17 protein-coding genes are annotated in these 21,084 nt (G+C 41.2%); 9 read left to right on the top strand and 8 right to left on the bottom strand.

Features of this window, described 5'->3' with window-relative positions:
- The 7 genes from QR40_RS22565 (at position 1) to QR40_RS22535 (ending at position 10,171) form a co-directional block, all read left to right on the top strand.
- The gene (locus tag QR40_RS22565; protein WP_044296825.1) at positions 1-1,809 is read left to right on the top strand and encodes a sensor histidine kinase; all 1,809 of its coding nucleotides are present in this window, start codon (positions 1-3) and stop codon (positions 1,807-1,809) included.
- Entirely contained in the window at positions 1,803-3,410 is a 1,608-nt protein-coding gene (locus QR40_RS22560) for a response regulator (RefSeq protein ID WP_044296824.1), read from the top strand. Before QR40_RS22565 ends, QR40_RS22560 begins: the two co-directional genes overlap by 7 nt.
- Positions 3,411-3,438: 28 nt before the next feature.
- Positions 3,439-4,860: an ABC transporter substrate-binding protein gene (locus tag QR40_RS22555; RefSeq protein ID WP_160295859.1), complete on the top strand. Its 1,422-nt coding sequence runs from the start codon at positions 3,439-3,441 to the stop codon at positions 4,858-4,860.
- 63 nt (positions 4,861-4,923) lie between these two features.
- Positions 4,924-5,808 (top strand): carbohydrate ABC transporter permease, encoded by an 885-nt coding sequence (locus QR40_RS22550; protein ID WP_044296822.1) that lies wholly within the window; start codon positions 4,924-4,926, stop codon positions 5,806-5,808.
- Positions 5,809-5,823: 15 nt separating this feature from the next.
- Positions 5,824-6,651 carry a carbohydrate ABC transporter permease gene (locus QR40_RS22545; RefSeq protein ID WP_242858573.1) on the top strand — a complete coding sequence of 276 codons (828 nt, stop codon included), beginning with the start codon at positions 5,824-5,826 and terminating at the stop codon, positions 6,649-6,651.
- Positions 6,652-6,940: 289 nt separating this feature from the next.
- Positions 6,941-9,187, top strand: coding sequence for a glycoside hydrolase family 95 protein (locus tag QR40_RS22540; RefSeq protein WP_052431005.1), 2,247 nt, complete (start codon positions 6,941-6,943; stop codon positions 9,185-9,187).
- A gap of 18 nt (positions 9,188-9,205) precedes the next feature.
- Positions 9,206-10,171: an acetylxylan esterase gene (locus QR40_RS22535; protein ID WP_044296821.1), complete on the top strand. Its 966-nt coding sequence runs from the start codon at positions 9,206-9,208 to the stop codon at positions 10,169-10,171.
- A 118-nt stretch (positions 10,172-10,289) separates the two neighbouring features.
- On the opposite strand, the gene QR40_RS22530 is transcribed toward QR40_RS22535, so the two are convergent.
- Positions 10,290-10,634 (bottom strand): TIGR04076 family protein, encoded by a 345-nt coding sequence (locus QR40_RS22530; protein ID WP_044296820.1) that lies wholly within the window; start codon positions 10,632-10,634, stop codon positions 10,290-10,292.
- A 22-nt stretch (positions 10,635-10,656) separates the two neighbouring features.
- Positions 10,657-12,393, bottom strand: a complete 1,737-nt coding sequence (locus QR40_RS22525) for an Rqc2 family fibronectin-binding protein (RefSeq protein WP_044296818.1) — start codon at positions 12,391-12,393, stop codon at positions 10,657-10,659.
- Positions 12,394-12,638: 245 nt separating this feature from the next.
- Here QR40_RS22525 and QR40_RS22520 point away from each other — a divergent pair, with 245 nt between their 5' ends.
- Both QR40_RS22520 and QR40_RS22515 read left to right on the top strand, forming a co-directional pair.
- Positions 12,639-13,541, top strand: coding sequence for a helix-turn-helix transcriptional regulator (locus QR40_RS22520; protein WP_027293884.1), 903 nt, complete (start codon positions 12,639-12,641; stop codon positions 13,539-13,541).
- A gap of 107 nt (positions 13,542-13,648) precedes the next feature.
- Positions 13,649-14,116: a GyrI-like domain-containing protein gene (locus QR40_RS22515; RefSeq protein WP_044296817.1), complete on the top strand. Its 468-nt coding sequence runs from the start codon at positions 13,649-13,651 to the stop codon at positions 14,114-14,116.
- Positions 14,117-15,330: 1,214 nt separating this feature from the next.
- Here the strand turns inward: QR40_RS22515 and QR40_RS22505 are convergent.
- From QR40_RS22505 to QR40_RS22490, 6 genes are all read right to left on the bottom strand, one after another.
- A complete protein-coding gene (locus QR40_RS22505) occupies positions 15,331-16,317 on the bottom strand; it encodes a diaminopimelate dehydrogenase (protein ID WP_044296815.1) in 987 nt (328 codons plus the stop codon).
- A gap of 103 nt (positions 16,318-16,420) precedes the next feature.
- Positions 16,421-17,227 (bottom strand): hypothetical protein, encoded by an 807-nt coding sequence (locus QR40_RS22500; protein WP_052431004.1) that lies wholly within the window; start codon positions 17,225-17,227, stop codon positions 16,421-16,423.
- 2 nt (positions 17,228-17,229) lie between these two features.
- Positions 17,230-17,352: a hypothetical protein gene (locus QR40_RS32680; RefSeq protein WP_276325457.1), complete on the bottom strand. Its 123-nt coding sequence runs from the start codon at positions 17,350-17,352 to the stop codon at positions 17,230-17,232.
- 435 nt (positions 17,353-17,787) lie between these two features.
- The gene (locus QR40_RS22495; RefSeq protein ID WP_027293328.1) at positions 17,788-18,273 is read right to left on the bottom strand and encodes a GNAT family N-acetyltransferase; all 486 of its coding nucleotides are present in this window, start codon (positions 18,271-18,273) and stop codon (positions 17,788-17,790) included.
- A gap of 475 nt (positions 18,274-18,748) precedes the next feature.
- A complete protein-coding gene (locus QR40_RS32675) occupies positions 18,749-18,871 on the bottom strand; it encodes a hypothetical protein (RefSeq protein WP_255348056.1) in 123 nt (40 codons plus the stop codon).
- A gap of 136 nt (positions 18,872-19,007) precedes the next feature.
- Positions 19,008-20,984 (bottom strand): sensor histidine kinase, encoded by a 1,977-nt coding sequence (locus tag QR40_RS22490; protein ID WP_044296814.1) that lies wholly within the window; start codon positions 20,982-20,984, stop codon positions 19,008-19,010.
- Positions 20,985-21,084 lie beyond the last annotated feature (100 nt).

The raw sequence follows: 21,084 nt of genomic DNA, 5'->3' as shown, positions 1-21,084 counted from the left end.
ATGAGAAAGAGGTTTTCAGGAATACTCGATTTGATAGAAAGAGTTTTCGAGAATCTGAGTATTCGCAGTAAATTTATATCAGTCTGCGTCCCCATTATAATTGTGCTGGTTGCTTTAATCCTGATTGCATCTAATTCGGTATTATACAGATCGAATATTGAGAAGGCAGAAGAAATTGCACAGGATGAGTGTGAAATTATGAATGTGCGGCTGGAGTCTATGAAAGAAAATGTAATTACCTGTTCGAATATGCTGGCACAGGATATTAACCGTGTGTACAGTGAGGCAAATATAACGAATATTGATAATATTTCTTTCATTTCCATCAAAAATAATATCTATACAGCACTAGATTATGACAGACGATGCTTTTCGGATATTGAGTCTATATTGTTTATTGACACGAAGAATAATATTTCCTCTGTGGGAATTAAACAGACACCAAACTATGAAAGCATTGAACTGGATTTTATTTCAAATATTCCGGCTAAGGGAATTGCAAAATGCATCCAGTTTCCCATGGAGAAAAAGGATTATCTGAATGATCAGGAGCCGGTTCTTACTTTTGGAAAGAGGATTATTAATATGGAAACGGGAAAGATTCTGGGATATGTATTACTGAATATAAATGAAAGCAGGATATCGGCAATTTTTCCGGGAAAGGAAGGTGAAGTCCTGGGAAGGGAGTATTTTTTGAGTAACGATACCGGTGAAGTAGTTTCTTCTATGGATAAGGATAAGCTGCTGCAGAATGTCCCGGATGGTAAACTGCGTTCTTATCTTCAGGAGCAGGAAGATGGAAGCAAAAATATGACGATTGGAAAAAAGCAATACCTTGTTACAAAGAAATGGGTTGGTAACCTTGAATGGAATCTGGTGAGTCAGATTTCAATTGAGGATTTGACCCGGGATGTACGCACGACTACGGGAATAACGATTGCTTTGGGCATAACCGGGATATTGACTTCGGTATTATTGATTTTTATCTTATCGAAATTCATAACCAGACCGATACATGCATTGACCCAGGCGGCAGAAAAGATTCAAAACGGAGATTTTTCCATTTCATGCCCTGCAGATACAAAAGATGAGGTGGGAGTATTGTCAACGGCATTTAATAGAATGACGGGGAAGATTGCAGGTCTGCTGATTCAGGTAAAAGCAGAGCAGAAGAGGAGGCGGGAATACGAACTGGCACTGATTCAGGCCCAGATTAAGCCGCATTTCCTATATAATACCCTGGATCTGATCTATGTGTTTTGTGAATGCAATATGGCATCTAAGGGGGCGAAACTAACGAAATCCCTGGCGGATTATTATCGGACAAGCCTGAGCAGCGGAAAAGAGATTATCACGATAAAGGATGAGATTAAAAATATAGAAAATTATCTATTTATTCAGCGGGAAAGATATTGCGACCTGATTGATTTTAAGATCAGCTGTGATCCGAAAATAGAAGACTATGCCATTTTAAAAATGACCTTGCAGCCTTTAGTGGAAAATGCAATCTATCATGGATTGAAAGAAAAGGGAATAAAAGGAACCATAAAAATTGAAGGAAGACTGGAAGAAAGTGCAGCGGTAATTGCGGTAGAAGATGATGGCGCCGGAATGACGGAAGATCGAATCAGGCAGGTGGTGGCACAAGATGAACCAGAACATAAACGCCATTTCGGGCTTCGAAGCGTGGATAAAAGAATTAAATTGTATTTTGGGGAAAGTTATGGAATTCATATAGAAAGTATGGTGAATAGGGGAACGAAAGTAATTGTGTATATACCTAAGAGAATGGAGGAAGAGGAATGTTAAAGGTTTTGATTGCAGATGATGAACCGCACTTTAGGATTTATATGGAGCATGTGCTGGACTGGAACAGCCTTGGATTTGAGGTCTGCGGTATTTGTAAAAATGGAGAAGAGGTGTTACAGAAGGTGAAGGTGACTTACCCGGATATTGTTCTTTTAGACATCAATATGCCGGGTATCGATGGGATTACTCTGGCGGAACAGCTAAAACAAATGGATTCGGATCTAAATATTGTGTTTATCACCGGCTATTCTGAATTTGAATATGCCAGAAAGGCAGTCCAGATAGGTGTAGATGAATACATCCTGAAGCCTTTTTCCAAGGAAGAATTAACAAATGTAGTGTATAAACTCAAATTAAAAATATGGAAACGTACAGAGCAGAAACACCAACAGAGGGCTGATCTTAAGATTGTCCGGGAGGAGCTTTTACGCAGATGGATTGGGGGGATATCAGAACAAAAGGTTGATGAATTAAGAACAAGTCTGGAACGGATTGATATTAGACTTCACGGTAAATATTTTCTGGTAAGTGTATTGGAAATAGACAATATTTTAGGGATGTGGAAAAAGCAGGAGGATGTGGATCTTTGGAAGTTTGGCATAGCAAATATTGCCCAGGAAGTTTTTGATGAAATAATTGGAACCTCTGAAACACATTTGATATTCAATGGTATGGAAGATCGTGTAGTGTCCATATTAAACTACGACAGGAAGTATGATCTGATTTCGGATATTAAGGGGTATTATGAAAAAGCCAGCAGCCTGATCAAAGAACACCTGGGATTTCCCATTTCAGTTGGGATAGGTAATCCAGTAAGTGATATGACAGAGGCAGCCAAATCATACAGAAAATCGTTAGCAGCTTTGGAAGAAAAATTTCTTTTAGGAGGCAGCCATGTTATTTGCTATGAAGAAGTTGATAAAGGGGACAGCGAAGCCACCTTTTACAGGCTGGATTTGAATGACCAGCTGCTTGCATGCCTGCGAAAACAGAAAAGGGACGAAATAAATCTAATTCTGGAGGAAACCCATCGGAATATAGTAGATAAACATCTGCCAACTGATTATGCCTATATGATGATCAGCGGGATGATGTCAATCTGCCTGTCTTATATTACAGAAATGAATGGAAATATCGGTGATATTTTTGGCGCGGAGTTTTCACCATATTCAGAATTATATAAGAAAACATCGCTTAATGATTGTCTTGCATTTCTGCAGGATGTCTTAAAAAAAACCATGAATGCGTTTCAATCAAATTATTCTAAACGTGGTGTAGAGATCATTTCCCAGGTCGAAGACTTTATTGCACGGAATTACAGCGACTGCGAGCTTACAGTGGAAAAGATTGCAGAAGGGGTTTATCTGGACAGCAGTTATCTGCGTCGTATTGTTTCCAGACAGCTTGGATGCACCATTTCAGACTTACTAACCAAGGTGCGGATGGAAGAGGCGAAAAAGTTAATGGAAAAGGAGGAGATGACAGTTACCATGGTCTCAGAAAAGGTGGGGTACAGCGAGCCGGGGTATTTTAGTAAATGTTTTAAAAAGTATTATGGAGTTTCTCCGAAAAAATTTATTTGTCCTGTTTTTTACCAATGAAGGCACGGATAGTCATTTCGAAGCTTGTATGGAAAGTGCTACAATACAGTTACAAAAAGAAATGAAATTGGAGGATAAGAAAATGAAGTTTAAGAAGGTAATCAGTGCAGCACTGGCATCAGTGATGGTTCTTTCCATGGCGGGATGTGCAGGTGAAACAAAGGAAACAGAAAAAAGCGCGAATCAAGAAGCAAAAGATGTTGCTAGTGAATCAAAAACATCAGGTGAAAATTTAAAATCTGTATCATCAGAAGAAGAAGTAACGTTCCGTGTCTGCACCTACTATGGAGGAGACAGCACCACATTTGCAGAGTTTGCAGCAGAAAAGATTAAAGAAAAGCTGCCAAATGTTACTTTGGAATTTGAGACACTTCCTTCTGACGGAGGTCAGACGATAAAAACCAGAGCGGCGACAGGAGATCTTCCCGATATCCTTTTAGTAGATTCCGGTACAATTGATACGCTGGCTGAGAGCGGAAGTATTCTGCCATTAAATGATTATGTGGAGAAATTTAAGATCAAAGATTATTATACAGAAGCAATCATGGACAATTGTCTGTATTCGCCGGACGGAAATGTATATCAGTTCCCGATGGGAAGCATTTCCCCGATCCTGTGGTATTATAATAAGCAGATCTTTGCGGATAATAATGTTAAAGTACCCGAAAATTACGAAGATTTATTAGCGGCCGTAAAAACTTTTAAAGAAAAAGGCATAATACCCATGGCGATGTTTGGAAAAGAGCCATGGCCCCTGGGTGCATTTTTTGATACTTTTGCGGTAAAAGAAAATCCAGGTGGATGCTATGCACTTTCCAAAGGAGAGGCAAAGGCATCCGATGAATCCTATCAGAAAGTAATCGGTAAGATGGAACAGTTAATTCAGGCGGGAATATTCCAGGACGGCGTTACCAATGCAGATTTTGATACAGCATCTGCTTTGTTTAAAGAAGGACAGTCTGCTATGTTCTTAAACGGAAGCTGGTACACAGGAGAAGCAATTGAGGGAATGGGTGACAATGTAGATGTAATTCTCTCATACCCTACAGCTGAGGCAGGAAAGGAAAGTGAAAACCAGTATTGCATGACCGGAGGAGGCGACACAAGCGGAATGGCAGTAACAGCAAGTGCTTCCGATAAGGATCTGGCAGCAGAAGTTGCATTTTTGTTTGCTTATTACCGTGAAGTTGCCCAATATGAACAAAAATCCCTGGTAACCACACCTCTTCGAACCGATGGATTGACCCTGCAAAATGAGTTGGATCCTATCTCGAAGAAATTATTAGAAGTGATACCTGAATTTTCCTATGATACGAAGTTCTTACATACTCTTCCCAATACAAAATTTGCTACATCTTTTACGGAAGAAATGCAAAAATTCCTGGTAGGTGAAACAGTAGAAGATTTCACTGCTAATATTGATAAGAGTATCGAAAAAACAGTAAAATAGCAGTTGCAGCAGGGCACAGTATTTGATTTACAATCTGTGCCCTCTATATTGGAGGAGCGCAATATGAACAAAATGTTAGGAAATAAAAAGGCAGTTGCACTTTTTGCACTGCCGGCGCTGCTGGTATTTACCATTTTTGTTTTTTATCCTATTTTGCAGACTGTATTTCGAAGTTTTTATGAATGGGATGGAATTAACCAGGCAGTATTTAATGGAATTGAAAATTATAAGGAATTGTTTCAGGATGACTTGTTTTATGAGTCACTGAAAAATGGTGTTATTTTTGCAGGGATTCTCATGGTATTTCAGGTAGGAGGTGCCACACTTCTGACTTTTGCCATGATGAACTGCAAAGTAAAAGGCAAGCGATTTTTCAGGACAGCATTCTTTATCCCGGTTGTATTGTCTGTAACGGTAGTATGTCAACTGTGGTCTGCAATTTATAATCCTGAATTTGGAATGATTAACCATTTGTTTGAGATTCTGGGAGTCAGTTACCGCCAAGACTGGCTGTCAGATATGACACTTGCAATCTATGCTGTTACATTTGTAAATGTATGGCAGTACACCGGATACCAGTTTGCGATTATTTATGCGGGGGCGAAAGCTATTCCGGAAGATTATCTGGAAGCGGCACGGATTGACGGGGCATCGGAATGGAAGATTAATACCAGAATCATTTTACCATTATTAAAAGATACATACCGCATGTGTTTTGTATTTGCCATCACGGGCGGATTGAATGCATTCGCACATATGAATCTGTTAACCAAAGGTGGACCGGGTACTTCGACTTATACGCTGACCTATATGACTTTTCGTAATGCATTTACGGTAGGGGAGTTTGGATACGGTTGTACCTCAGCTATCATTCTTGTCCTGCAATGTCTGATTGCGACGGTGATTATAAATAAAATATTTTCCATTAAAGAAAGCGCAACTTACTAGAAAGGAGGCAGTGTCTTGAAAAAAGGGAAGACAGCCATTATTATGGCATTGTTAATTATATTTAGTATCATATGTATCTATCCGCTTATTTACCTGTTGTTTTATTCTCTGAAAACAAATGAGGAGATTTTCTTCTTGAATCCTTTTGGATTACCGACAAGCCCCCAATTTGAGAATTATATCAATGCAATTAACGCATTTAATATTGTAGGATTTTTTAAAAATAGTATCATTGTTTCGGTCGTTTCTATTGCTGGTGTTATGGTGCTTGCATTGCCATTTGCCTATGCGGTTACCAGGATGAAATGGAAATTTAAAAATGCGGCATCTACTTATATGACACTGGGACTTTTTATACCGATACAGGTTATCATTATCCCTTTGGCAATCCTGGTGCGCCAGATGCATATGTCCAATACATATTTTGCATTGATTGTGCCATATATCGCTTTTAACATATCCTTTTCCAGCATGATTCTGGCAACTTCATTCCGTTCCATTCCGAAAGAAATGGAGGAGTCTGCGTTTATGGATGGTGCAACTATTTACCGGACATTCTTCAAAATTATTATGCCGTTAGCAAAGCCTGCTATTGCTACTGCAATTACTTTTATTTTTCTGGGCGTGTGGAATGAGTATACCGTCGCATCGGTTTTTATCAGCAATAATGCAGTAAAAACTCTGCCGGTAGGATTGGCGTCTTTTACCGGGGAACATTCTACGGACTGGGGAGCGATGGGTGCCTGCCTTGTTATGGCAAGTATTCCTACGATTATAATATATACTATATTCAGTGAGCAGGTAGAGAAGGCACTTACCATTGGGGGTGCAGTAAAAGGATAACTGCGCCTAGAAAAGGGCAGATAGTTTAACGGGTTTATCCCGTACAGCAAGGTCTAGCAAACCACTGTTAGCGAGTCCCCCGTGCTGTCTGGTAACAGGCAGGGCTAAGCGTAGACAGTTGTAAAACCAAAGACGAATGGAAAACGCTAAATACGAAATAAAAGGAAATGAAGCAGTCGCTAAAACACAATCGTGGAACGGCATTAAAAGTACTGATGCCAACACTAAACCGAAAGCTGGTCGGACACTACCGATACTACGGTTAAAAAGAAAATAAAAGGAGATTAACATGAAAAATAAATTGCGGTATGACAGGCCGGCAGATGCCTGGGAAAAAGGGATGGCACTTGGAAATGGAAGGATAGGTGCCATGCTTCTGGGAGAAACAGTGAAGGAGCATATCTGGCTGAATGAAGATACACTCTGGTCTGGTTATCCCACGGATTATAATGATGAAAAAGTCTATGGGCATTTAGAAAAGGCCAGAACTTTAATCTTTGAAAAAAAGTATGCAGAAGCAGAAGAATTGATCAACCGCAGGATGGTAGGAATCTGGAATGAGTCTTATCTTCCCATGTCAGATCTGTTTCTTGAAATGGAGGAGTTAAAGGGAGAGAATGAATCCTATAGCAGAGAACTGGATATCAGTACTGGTATCAGCACAGTAAAAGTATCTAAAAATGGTATTTCTTATGAGCGGACAGCTTTTTGTTCCTACCCAGATCAGGTGCTGGTTATCAGAATGAAATCCTCGGATCAAATGCAGGGGACTATGGATATCGGTTTATCCAGCCAGCTGAATCACTGGATTGAACAGTTGGATAATGGAATAGTACTGATGGGATGGTGTCCGTCTGTTGTGGAACCGGATTATTATCCGTCCCGAGACCCCATTATCTACGAGCCTTATGAAACTACCAGAGCGATCAAATTCCAGATACGCCTGAAAGTGATAACCGATGGTAGTATCGAATGGAAGCAGGACAGACTTACGATCAGTGAAACTGATGAAGTGCTCATCCTGCTTACCAGTGGAAATAGTTTTATAAATTATAAGGAACCTCCGGTAGGTGAATATGAGGATAAAAATATAGATTGCATCAATCATGCAGAGAAACTGGGATTTCAAGGATTGCTAAATCGGCATAGAAAAGATTTTTCCAGTATGTTTGACCGGGTGGAGTTAGATCTTGGGCATACGGAAAATGAAGCGCTGACCATGGAGGAGCGTCAAAAACGTTTTTTTGCTGGAGAAGAGGATCCGGAATTTGCAGCTACTGCTTTTCAATTTGGACGGTATCTGATGATTTCCAGTTCCAGAGAGGGGAGTGAACCAGCTAATCTACAGGGAATATGGAATCATGAGCTGCGAGCACCCTGGAGTTCAAACTATACGGTCAATATTAATACACAGATGAATTACTGGCCAGCAGAGAACTGCAATCTGACTGAATGTGCACAGCCGCTCATCTCATTTATGAAAGATATATCAGAGAGTGGTGCAAAGACTGCCAGGATAAATTACCATTGCGGAGGTTGGGTAGCACACCACAATGTAGATCTCTGGAGAAAGACGACGGCAGTCGGTTCCAGAAATGGAGAAGTTGACACACTGCCCTGGTCTTTCTGGGTAATGTCTGGTGGCTGGCTTTGCCGGCATCTCTGGGATCACTACCTATATACACAGGATAGAATATTTTTAAAGGACATTGCATTACCAATTATGAAAGGAGCATCGCAATTTTATCTGGACTGGCTGGTGGAACATAATGGAGAATTAGTGACAAATCCGTCCACATCCCCGGAAAACCTGTTTCTGGACAATGGCGGGGTATACGGGGTATCGTATGCATGTACGCTGGATAATACAATTTTACGGGAATTATTTGAAAATTGTATCAAGGGGAGTGATATCCTTAATGAAGAAGAAGTGGTATTACTGAAACAGATAAAAGAAGCCCTGCTTAAAATACCGCCATTTAAAATTGGAAAATACGGACAGCTTCAGGAGTGGTATGAGGATTTTGAAGAAAATGATCCAGAGCACCGTCATTTATCATTGCTGTATGGGTTGTATCCATCAGACCAGATTACGGTAGAAAAAACACCGGAATTAATTGAAGCATGCCGAATCACTATGAAACGTAGGGGAGAGGAAGGTGTGCCCTGGAGCAGAGCATGGAAGGTAGGCATTTTTGCCAGATTAAAGGATGGGGAAAATGCATACAAAGAAGTAAAGCGGTTCTTACAACCGGCAGATTCCAATGAAATTTCTTACACGGATGGCGGGGTTTACTACAACTTGTTTTGCGCAAGACCACTTGAGGTAGACGGTAATTTTGGCTTTACAGCAGGAATTGCAGAGATGCTTGTACAAAATCATTTGGGAAAAGTGGAATTTCTACCGGCAATTCCAGGGGAATGGCGAAACGGATATGTCAGAGGGCTGAAAATCAGAGGTAACAAGGAAGTAGAAGTAGAATGGAAAAATGGAGTCATAATTAAGACAAAGGTAACGGATAGTCAGTACAGATAAAACGGAGGAGTGATAACAATGCCAATGCTGGATATGTCCATAGAGGACTTGAAAAAATATAAGGGAAGTACGCCAAAACCGGAAGATTTCGACAGTTACTGGCTGCGGGCAGTAAAAGAAATGGAAGAAACTGATCCTGATCCCGAATTTATAGAATCGGATTTTAAGATTCCTTTTGCAAAATGTTATGATTTATTTTTCTGCGGGGTCAAAGGAGCCAGGATACATGCAAAAGTTTTGATACCAAATGAAGCAAAAAGAGAAATACCTGGACCCGGAGTGCTGACATTTCATGGATATACAGGAAATGCAGGAGACTGGATGACAAAATTGCCATACGTAGGGGCCGGGTATGTGGTTGCGGCCCTGGACTGCAGGGGACAGGGAGGAATATCTGAAGATGTGGGAGGAATAAAAGGAAATACCATGCATGGACATATCATCCGCGGCGTAGACGGAGATCCGGACAATATGCTAATGCGCAATATTTTCCTGGATACGGCTCAGCTTGCACGAATAATAATGGATTTACCAATTGTTGATGAAAACAGAGTAGGGACCTATGGAGTATCACAGGGTGGAGGCCTATCCCTTGCCTGTGCAGCGTTAGAACCAAGGATTGCAAGAACTGCGGTGCAGTATCCCTTTCTTTCAGATTATAAGCGGGTATGGGATATGGATTTGGCAAAAGATGCATATGAAGAGCTGAAGACTTATTTTCGCTTTTTTGATCCTCTGCACGAAAGAGAAGAGGAGCTGTTTAAAAAACTGGGTTATGTGGATATTCAAAATCATGTTCCGAATATAAAAGGGAAGGTGCAGATGGCAATTACACTGATGGACAATATCTGTCCCCCTTCTACACAGTTTGCTGCCTATAATAAGATTTCCTCAGAAAAAGAAGTCTATTTATTTCCTGATTTCGGACACGATATTCTACCGGGGCAGGATGACAGGATGTTTCAGTTTTTAATGGATTTGTAAAAAAAGGATTCTCTATTCCGTTCACCAGAGCGTGTCAGAAAGTAATTTTCAGACACGCTCTAGGAAGTCATATCTATGAATTATGCCAATTCAGCCGGCAGTGCAGACATATGTTATCTTAGCGAACCGGGGTGTATTCAATCTCTGATTCTTCTTCCGTAGATTCCAATTTAAATATAACCGGGCGCAGACCGTCATTACAGCTGCAGATCGCAACTCCTGGTTTCCTGATCCAATCGCCATAGTAAAATAAGTCTTTTCCGGTGCCGTGTGCCAGAGCAAATACATATTGATAAATTGCTTTCCAGGCCTCATCGCAAAAGCCGTCTGGTTTTGCATAGTCAGCATAAAAGGTTTGCCCTTCTTTCATCATGGGACATGCAGTCAATCCTTCTGCTCCATATTCATTTGCTAATTCTTTATCTAAAGTCGTTTTCAATACAGTGATTTTTACTTTTTTCATAATGGTTCATATCCTCCCGAAATTACGAAATCTGTTCGATACCGGAAATATTAGAGTCAATAATCATAGAATAGTTGGTATGGTAAATAACAAATCCTGGCTTTCCGCCATTGGTTTTTTTTACATGCTTCTTTTCTACATAATCTATTTCTACTTTTTCCGCATTACGGTTTTTTGAATAATATGCTGCCAGACGGGCTGCCTCCTCAAAAGTACGGTCGGGAAGTTCTTCGTTGTTTGCTTTTACAATTACGTGAGAGCCGGGTGCACCTTTGGCATGAAACCACCAGTCATTTCCGGTAGCGATTTTAAATGTAAGCTCATCATTCTGGAAATTGTTTTTTCCAACATACATATGGTAACCGTCACTGGACAGGTAGTGAAATGGCTTTGAAGTAATCTTCACTTTTTTGCCGGTATATTTACGTTTAATATAACCGTAATCCATTAACTCTTCCTTTACCTGAACCAGATCTTCTTCAGACAAAGCAATGTCCAGAGAAGTGCTGATGGATTCCAGATGTTTGATTTCATCCTGAGTCTCTTCGATCAGATCAGTCAGTGCCTCATATGTACGCTTTAATTTATTGTATTTATCAAAATTCTTTTTTGCATTTTCCTGTGGAGTTAAGGTTGGATCCAGAGGAATCGTAATCATTTCGTTGGTATAGTAATTAAGTGCCTCTAATTTTTTAGCGCCAGATTCCAGGTTATAGCCATAAGTATTGATCAGTTCTCCATACACCTTATGTTTATCCCGTTTTTCCGTATCCTTAAGCTGTTTCAGCTGCAGATCGTATTTTTTACGGTTCCGTTCCAAAGCAGTCTGGACAATTCTTCTGAGATCGGAAGATTTTTGGCGGATACGGGTTATTGTATTTTTTACGGCATAGTAATTTTCCAGAACCTCCGAGATACCTGGATAGATTTTCGTGGTTTTGTCTTCGTACTGAGTCAGCGGGATACTGGAAAAATCGATCGGTTCTTCACCCTGAAATATAATATTCGGAGAGAAAATACCGTTTTTTACATCCTCCATAATAAAGGAAAAGATACGGTAAAGGTGGGTTAATTCCAGTTCGCTGAAACTATTGGCGCTCTGGTCTGATTCCAGGGATGCACGATGGCATACTTCTTCTGCCGTCAGAGGGCTGATACCTGTGAATGTCGTATAGAGAGCTTTCGCAAGAGCCATTGGTTTAGAAGAAATCTCTGCTGCAAAAGTTTCCGTGGTAACCTCTAACGGATTCCATTTATGCTGCGTCTCTGGAATAAAGTATGTCCGCCCCGGCAGTACTTCCCGGACAGAACTCATTTGCAGGGACACATGTTTGATACTGTCAATGATCATATTATCTTCGTTGCAGAAAATAATGTTGCTGTGTTTTCCCATGATTTCCACAACGAGGGTTTTTCTGCACACATCACCCAGTTCATTTAAATGTTCAATCTCAAAATTAATAATTCGTTCCAGTCCCGGCTGCCAGACCCGAAGAATCTTGCCACTGCCGATATGTTTCCGAAGCAGCATACAGAAATTAGGCGCAGTCATAGGACTTGGCTTATTTACCTTGGTCAGATAAATAAGGGGCAGACTGGCACCTGCAGAAATCAGCAGGCGGTACTGAGTTTTTTGATTTTTTATGGTAAGCATCAGCTCGTCATTTTCCGGCTGAGCAATCTTGTTGATTTTACCGCCACATATGGTATCGTTTAATTCCTTTACCATATTGGCAATTACAATTCCGTCTAAAGCCATGTTTTTCATCCTCCTGGTGTGAATCTTATATCCACATATGTAAGAAGTGGATTCTTAATAGTATAGCAGATAAGAGGGGGAAAATCTAGAGAAATTCAGTTTTCCACAACAAAGAACCTCTTATCAAAAAAACTCTTCTATTCCACAAATGAAAGCGTTATAATAACATTCAAAGCAATAAGAAAGCAATAAGTAATATATTATATTTTAACATTTCAATTGGACAGATAAAATGAAGGAGACACATGCAGATTAACAGATTATTTGAAATCGTATATTTATTATTGGAGAAACAGGGGACTACGGCGCGTGAGCTTGCGGAGCATTTTGAGGTTTCGGTAAGGACAGTTTACCGAGATATTGATACGCTGTGCCAGGCGGGAATCCCGATTTATACAAATAAAGGCAGAGGCGGCGGGATTCATCTGATGGATAACTTTATACTGGACAAGTCCGTTTTGTCGGATATGGAGCGTCAGGAAATTCTGTGGGGATTGCAGGGTCTAAATGCGGTTAAAGCGGCAGATAATGATGAAGTGCTGTCCAGAATGCGGTCTCTTTTTGGGGCACATAAAACGGATTGGGTACAGGTTGATTTTTCGGACTGGACCGATCAGCGGCAGAAGGTCTTTGGGAAGATCAAAGAAGGGATTATTCTAAAAAAGGTGATCCAGATTGAATATTATAATTCAGAAGGCGTAAAATCTACCAGACAGGTAGAGCCATTGCAGCTTTGGTTCAAGGATAAGAGCTGGTATTTGAAAGGATTTTGCAGGAAAGCAGGAGAAATGCGGCTTTTTCGGATTACCCGAATGAAGCAGGTGAAGGCATTGGAGGAGAACTTTGACAGAATGCTGCCGGTACAGGAATCCAAAGCAAAGAAAGGTTACCGTGAGCAAAGTTATATGGTGGAGATAACACTTCATATAGATGCATCCTGTGCTTACCGGGTGTATGATGAGTTTGAGGAAGCACAGATTCAGGTTCAGGAAGATGGCAGCTTTCTGGCTAAATTAAAATGTCCCGAAAATGAATGGGTTTACGGTTACATCCTTTCTTATGGACCATTAGTCCGGGTGATGGCGCCTGAGCGGGTGAAAAAACTCGTAAAAGAAAGATTGGAAAATACTTTGAAATATTATTGCTGACGATTTATTTAATATGACATGCAGTTGTCAGATTATGCCTGTTATACTCTCTTTAACCGAACGAAATTTATGCGGTAATAAAAACAGAAAATAAGAGAGGTATCACTATGAATTATGAAATCGTATATTTAGAAGAGAAAAAAGCAGCAGGATTGAAGATCAGAACCAATAATGCCAGCCCGGATATGGGAGCAGAAATAGGCGGACTCTGGAAGCGTTTTTTTGAAGATGGCATTTTCTTTCAAATGCCGGGAAAGGTGAATGATAAAAGTATTGGATTATATACCAACTACGCGGGAGACCATAAGGATGACTATGACATGTTTGTATGCTGTGAGATAGATAAAGCAGCCCAAATACCGGAAAGCCTGGCGACTACGGTCATTCCCAAGGGAAATTATGCTAAATTCATTGTAAAGGGAAATATGGTAACAGCAGTACAGGAATTCTGGATGAAACTCTGGAGTATGGATTTAAAGAGGACCTATGTGGCAGACTTTGAAGAATACCAGCCTGGAGGCGATATGGATAATGCAGAAATTCATATGTACATCGGAATAGAGAATGCAGATTAATGTAATTAAGTGCAGGATTTTAGATTTATTATATTTGGGTTTAGCTGAGTAATGACGCTTTGTAAATGATAGGTAGTGTACGGAAAGAGAAGGGGGCGAGCCAGGACATTGATTTGGAAGGCTTACCGCAGAACTGGCATTTTCTAACCTTCCCAGAGCCCTTTTTGGCGGCACGCGGGCATTCGCTCCGAAATCCTGATGCATTTCGCAGCTCACTGCCCGCTTACAATCCGATGGGAGGCATTTTGCAATGCAGTACTAGTCGAATTGTATCCGCCAAAAAGCACTCTGGGAAGGTAAGTAAATACTCAGCTCTGCTATACGCCTTCCAAATCAATGTCCTGGCTCGCCCCCTTCTCTTTCCGAGATAGCATTCGTTGATACAAAGCTGGTTTTCTCAGCGTGGTGGGACCCTGGGGTTGTGGCATGCTGAACAATATTGGCGTTAAACAACTGATCTTGAGAACGGGATTTGTTTTATATTCTGCAATCAGAAAAAGGAATAGACTTTCATCTTCTATTATGCATAAACTGTCAAAATATACCCCTCTACATCCAATAAAGAACATCCATCTACACCCAGGGAATCTATCATGCTGAGAACGAGTAACATAAAGCAACTGAACTTATCACAGTGATTTGTTTCTTCATTCCAGAAAAAGTAGCAAACTTTCATCTCCTTTTACGCTTAAATAGCCGAAACATACTACGCTACATCCAATAAAGAACAGCCTGCCACAGCCCAGGGGTCCGACCATGCTGAGAAATTCAGCTTTGTGGCGGTAACATGAATCTCGGAAAGATGGGAGTGGGAAACTTGTATGGACGGAGGAAGCGTAGAGCAGAGCTGAGTATTTACTTACCTTTCCGGAGTGTTTTTTGGCGGATAGTATTCGACTGGCTCCCATCGGATACTAAGCGGGTACTGAACCGAGAAATGCATCAGAATTTCTCGGTGAATACCCGCGTGCCGCCAAAAAGCGCTCCGCAAAGGTTAGAAAATACCAGTTCTGCGGCAAGCTGACGGAGTCTATATCAGTTTCCCACCCCCATCTTTCCGTACACTACCTATCATCCACAAAGCGTCCTTCCTCAGCGAAACCCAAATATAATGCATTTAATAGAACATTACAAAACGTTCGCCTTCGTACTTGAGAGTGCATAAAATCAAAAAAAACTGCAGCCATTTTAGATCCGGCTGCAGTTCGTTTTATTTATAATAACTGTTTTCTTAATTCCTCTGAACTCTGGGCAGATAAATATGCCGGAGCAATATCAAATACTGTCTTACATCCGCTCTGTCCTTCCTGGCTTAAACGATAGGCTGCTCTTGCATATGCCACAAGTACTGATGACGTAAATTCAGGGTTTGAGTCAAGCTTCAGGCTGTATTCAATAACATGTGTATTTTCTTCATTCCAGCCTGTCTTACCACTGCGGATCACAAATCCTCCATGAGGGATTCCACTGTGATTTTTCTTTAGCTCCTCTTCGGATATAAAATGCACGGTTGTATCATAATCTGAGAAATAGTTCGGCATAGTTTTAATTTCATTTTCAATACGTGCCTGATCTGCTCCCTCTTCTGCAACTACATAACATTCTCTGGTGTGTTTTTGTCTCGTTGTAAGCTCCGGAGTATCTCCATTTCTCACTGCATCCAAAGCGCTGTCAACCGGAATCGTGTACTGTTTTGCGTCTTTTACACCGTCTATTCTGCGAACTGCATCCGAATGTCCCTGGCTTACGCCTTTTCCCCAAAAAGTATAATCCTTTCCACTTGGTAAAAGTGCATTTGCATACATTCTATTTAAAGAAAACATTCCCGGATCCCAGCCAACTGAAATAATACCGATTTTGCCATTACTTTTTGCAGCCTCATCTACCTTAGCAAAATGTTCCGGAATCTTTGCATGGGTATCAAAGCTGTCCACTACATGAAACATCTGGGCACATTTTGGTGTCTGTACAGGCAGGTCTGTAGCGCTTCCCCCGCATAAAATCATAACATCAACAGCATCCTTCATTTTCTCCACATCTTCGGTGGAATAAACGGAAGCACCTTCTGTCAGGATTTTAACGGTCTTAGGATCACGTCTTGTAAACACACCGGCAAGTTCCATATCCGGATTCTGCTTTAACGCACATTCTACTCCGCGTCCCAGGTTTCCATAGCCCCATATACCAATTCTAATGCTCATATTTTTTTCTCCAATCTTTCGTATCGTCTGGTAAATAATTTACTTTAAAATTTTAACACTGTTAAATATATTTTGACAAGCTTTTTTGCAAATTTAGTAAGAACTACCTGATTAAAATAGGATCTGCTCTGTACTTTTCCTTCATTTTAACTAAAAATTCCCGGTCATATGCCAACCTGGCAATATCTCCCGCCCGTCCATCGGAAGCCATTGCACTGATTAATTGAATAAATGACTGCTGCTCTAATTCCCTTCCCTTTTCTTCCCAAAAAATTCTCTCTGACCTAAGATGCTTTTCTTCATCGTATTCTTCTAAAATCACTCTCGTAACCTCCCCTCGGTTCTTGGATAAAATATCTCTCAGTATATTCTCATCTATGCATTGATTTACGGCTTTCTCTATGGACTCTTCTAATGGCATTTTAAATAAATATTCCCGGATAAGCGATATGAACCGGGCATATTCCTGCAATCTTCTGCATTGTTCCATCAAAATGCGGTTATGCCCCAAATTAATATTAAGTATTACCACTTTGCACTCAATGGCGGCCCCATTCTTCTTATCCGATTGAAAGAAGGCATCTGACAAAAACAGCTCCTTTCGGTCTGGCTCATCTTCTTCACCATTATAAAAAACCAGGTATTGCGGCATAGGCAGGCTAATTAACTTACTCCCATATATGTCCGCATCGCTCATTTGAATATAGCCCTGATATAAATCAGACATATAAAATAATCCTCTTAAAGGCATGTTCGGATTTATAGAACTCTGATGTTCATAGAGGTTTAATGTCCCTCCAATTAAAAAGGAAAGATCATTTTTCATCCCCATATAAACCACGTTTTCCATGGTGTTGATAATCAGGTCTTCCTCATTTTCATATTTAGTGCCATTGATACTATTATACAATTCTAACAGATCTCTTTTATTCTGAAGATCAGCCGGAACAGACTGTCTTTATGTTTTCTGTTTACATGATAGTTTCGAGGCAATCCGCTTATCTCCCCGCCTTCCGGCAATATCTTTTCCTGCATTCAAGTACCTCCCAATTTCATTAATGAACTTATAGCAGGAAAACGAAATATACCATCTTGGGTCTCATTACATTCATTTATCTATTGAATCAGGGAATTTTGTACAGAAACGTACAATCTGAGAATCGGCCTATATTAGAGCGTTTGTTCAAATTATTCAAATACACTCCGGGCCTATAATATCTGCTTATAGAAAAGCATGGACAATAGGATAATGCATACTGATATTTAAGAAATGTAATGGCTCCTGCCATTGTTGTCTTCAGTATAACCTGTATAAACAGAAAAATCAATCCCTAAAATTAATAAGTTATATAGAAAATATTTCAGAGGCAGCTCATATATTTATATTGCCTCTGATTTCTCTATTTGGAACACAGGACTCCGGAAATACCACTGGCAGTCTGTCAGGATTCCCCTTTCTTGTTTCGCTTTCTATAGTTCATGGTAAAATAAGATAATATCTTCATATTCTCCGCATTTACGCAGAAATCCACCGGGAATGGTTCCAAGCTGCACAAATCCCAGTTTTTCATAAATATGTATCGCAGACAGATTTGTTTTAACCACGGCATTAAACTGCAGGAGCCGAAATCCCAGTTCCTTTCCCTTTTCCAGAGAATGTTTCACTAGCTTTTCACCAGCTTTCATTCCCCTTACGGATTTTCTGACTGCATAACTGGCATTGGATATATGTGCGCAGCGCCCCACATTATTGGGATGCAGGATATACAGTCCTATAATTTCACCTTCCCTTTCCGCAACGGCAGTAAAGCTCTGGGAAGCGAAGAATTCTCTGGCATCTGTTTCGCTTAACCCTTCCCTCTGGGGAAATGCCTCCCCATCCTCCACTACCTCATTCCAGATCCGGCGCATCTGTTCCAGATCTTTTTCCTCATATCCTCTGATCTTTAATTCCATTTCCTTTTCCTCTTTCCGGCGAGAACCTATAAAAAAACTTCAGGTAACAATCTCACTCTATCCTATACTTTTTAAACAATCTGGAACCCTGGGGTTGTGGCATGCCGGACGCGATTGGCGTAAAGCAACTAATCTTGAGAACGGAATTTATTTTTCATTCTGTAATCAGAAAAAGGAACAAACTTCCATCTTCTTTTACGCAAACTTCCATCTTCTTTTACGCAAACAGCCGAAACATACTGCCCAGCATCCAATAAAGAACAGCCCGTCACAGCCCAAGGGTCTCCACCAGGCTGAGAAAACCAGCTTTGTGGCAGTAAACTGAATCTCGGAAAGATGGGTGTGGGAAACTGGTATGGGCGTAGGAAGCGTAGAGCAGATCTGAGTATTACTTACCTTTCCGGAGTGTTTTTTGGCGGATAGTATTCGACTGGCTCCCATCGGATACTAAGCGGGTACTGAGCTGCGAAATGCATCAGGATTTCTCGGTGAATGCCCGCGTGCCGCCAAAAAGCGCTTCGGAAAGGTTAGAAAAGACCAGTTCTGCGGCCAGCTGACGGAGCCCATGCCAGTTTCCCACACCCGTCTTTCCGTACACTACCTACATCTACAAAGCGTCATTCCTCAGCTAAACCCCAATTTAAGATAAAATTGTCCACTACAGAACTAAACCTTGTTTCTTCTAACAATTTTTGACTATTATAGTCTTATTTTTCATAAGCGTCAACTTATTTTTACTCCATATACCGTTCTAACACCAGTGCAGCCTCATTTAACATGGCGATCAGCAGCCCATATTCAAAAGGTGCTATCTCTCTTCTTTCTTCCAGCACAATCCCCACTACCGCAAATACTTTTTCATTATTCTGCACCGGCAGATATAAAGCTTTTGCTCCGGGCAGGGTGCTGGTGCAGGTTCCTGCCCTGTGATGGTTCTGAAATACCCACTGGGCAGCTGCCCGCTCTGATTTTACTACATATTCTTTCATATCCTCTTTAGACATTCCTTTTCGAGGAAAGAGCCTGGGTCCGGTTATTTTCTCTCTCTGTTTTAAGTAAATCAGAACGGACAGATTCGTTAGTTTCAGTACCTGGCTGGATATTTCTTTCATAACATCTTCTATATTCTGTGCCCTGCTCAGGCGCCGACTGTTGTCCAGCAGCAGTTCTGTCCGGTAAATCATTTTACTGCTTTCCTTCCCCTGCCTTCTGATCTTAGCCGTCATTGAGGACGACAGCAGTGCCACTGCGAACATAACGGCAAATGTGACAGGATAACTTTTCCCATGTGCCTGCAGACTTAAAAACGGAATTGTAAAAAAGAAATTATACAGCAGTACGCTGAATATGGATGCTGCAATGGAACAGATTCTTCCGTTGGTATGCATTGCACATACGAGAACCCCCAGTATATATATCATAATAATATTGGAATCCGGCAGTTCCAGATTCCGGAACACCAATCCTATCGCTGTACTTCCCGCCAGTATTCCTGCAGTGATCAGAAAATCTCCCCAGTTGAGCTCCTCCCTGCGGTAAGAAATTCGTCTGTGCTTATCCCCGGGCTGAAGATCCGGTATGACATAGATATCCATCTCCTGGGTATATTGTGCCAGCTGCTCCACCAGCGTCCGTTTGGACTGTCCAAAATAAACTTTATGATTTGTCCTTCCGATAACTACTTTTGATACATTGCTTACCTTGGCGTATTCTGCAATCTGAAATGCAACATTTTCACCATAGACGGTAGCGATCTTAGCTCCCAGATCCCTTGCCAGCTGTAAGTTTTCTTCCATCATCTTTTTTACTTTCCGGTCACTGCCCTGTAATCGGGGTGTCTCTACATACAATGCGGTAAATTCTCCGTGAAAGGCGTACGCAAGCCTGGAAGCCGTACGGATTACTTTGGCATTTGTAGGCGATGCGGAGACACAGGTCAGAATATGTTCTCCCACATAATATCCCTTACGCCCCTTGGACACCTCGGTTTCAGACAGACGGTTCACGCGGTCCGCCATCCTTCTCAGGGTAATTTCCCTCAGTGCAATTAACTTTTCTTTAGCAAAGAAGTTATGAACCGCCCGCTGAGCCTGATTCTCCTTATATACCTTGCCCTCTTTTAATCTGCGGATCAGGTCATCGGGTTCAATATCTATTACCTCAACCTGATCTGCCTCATCAAATACACTGTCCGGTATCCGCTCTTTCACCTTGATCTTCGTAATTCCCGCCACCAGGTCATTAAGGCTTTCCAGATGCTGGATATTAACCGTAGTATATACATTAATGCCTGCATTCAGAATTTCTTCTATATCCTGATAACGTTTTCTATGGCGGCAGCCTTCTGTATTCGTATGCGCCAGTTCATCCACCAACAGCAATTCCGGCTTTCTGGCAAGACATGCATCCAGATCCATCTCACGGATTTTAATTCCTTTATAATCCATCATCAGGGGCGCTATCTGCTCCAGCCCTTCCATCATCCCCAGGGTATCGGGTCTGGCATGAGGTTCAATATATCCGGCTGCCACATCCACCCCCTTCTCCAGCATCATATGAGCCGCTTCCAGCATCGTATAAGTTTTTCCCACACCTGCTGCAAACCCCAGAAAGATCTTCAGTTTTCCACGTTTGTCTGCTTCCTGCTGCTTCTCCTCTTTACGAACCTGTTCTAACAGTGCCTGCGGGTCAGGTCTGACTTCTTCTTCCATACAAACACCTCCTCTAGAATATAAACACAAGCATTATTACGACATGCTTAAAGGATGACCTGACATACCAGCCAGTACTCTTTTTCAAGCCTTACTGGTT

It is taken from the genome of Robinsoniella peoriensis, from assembly GCF_000797495.1.
Classification (GTDB): domain Bacteria; phylum Bacillota; class Clostridia; order Lachnospirales; family Lachnospiraceae; genus Robinsoniella; species Robinsoniella peoriensis.
The sequence above is the reverse complement of the archived record's forward strand: the minus strand, read 5'-3'. Positions and strand labels throughout refer to the sequence as shown.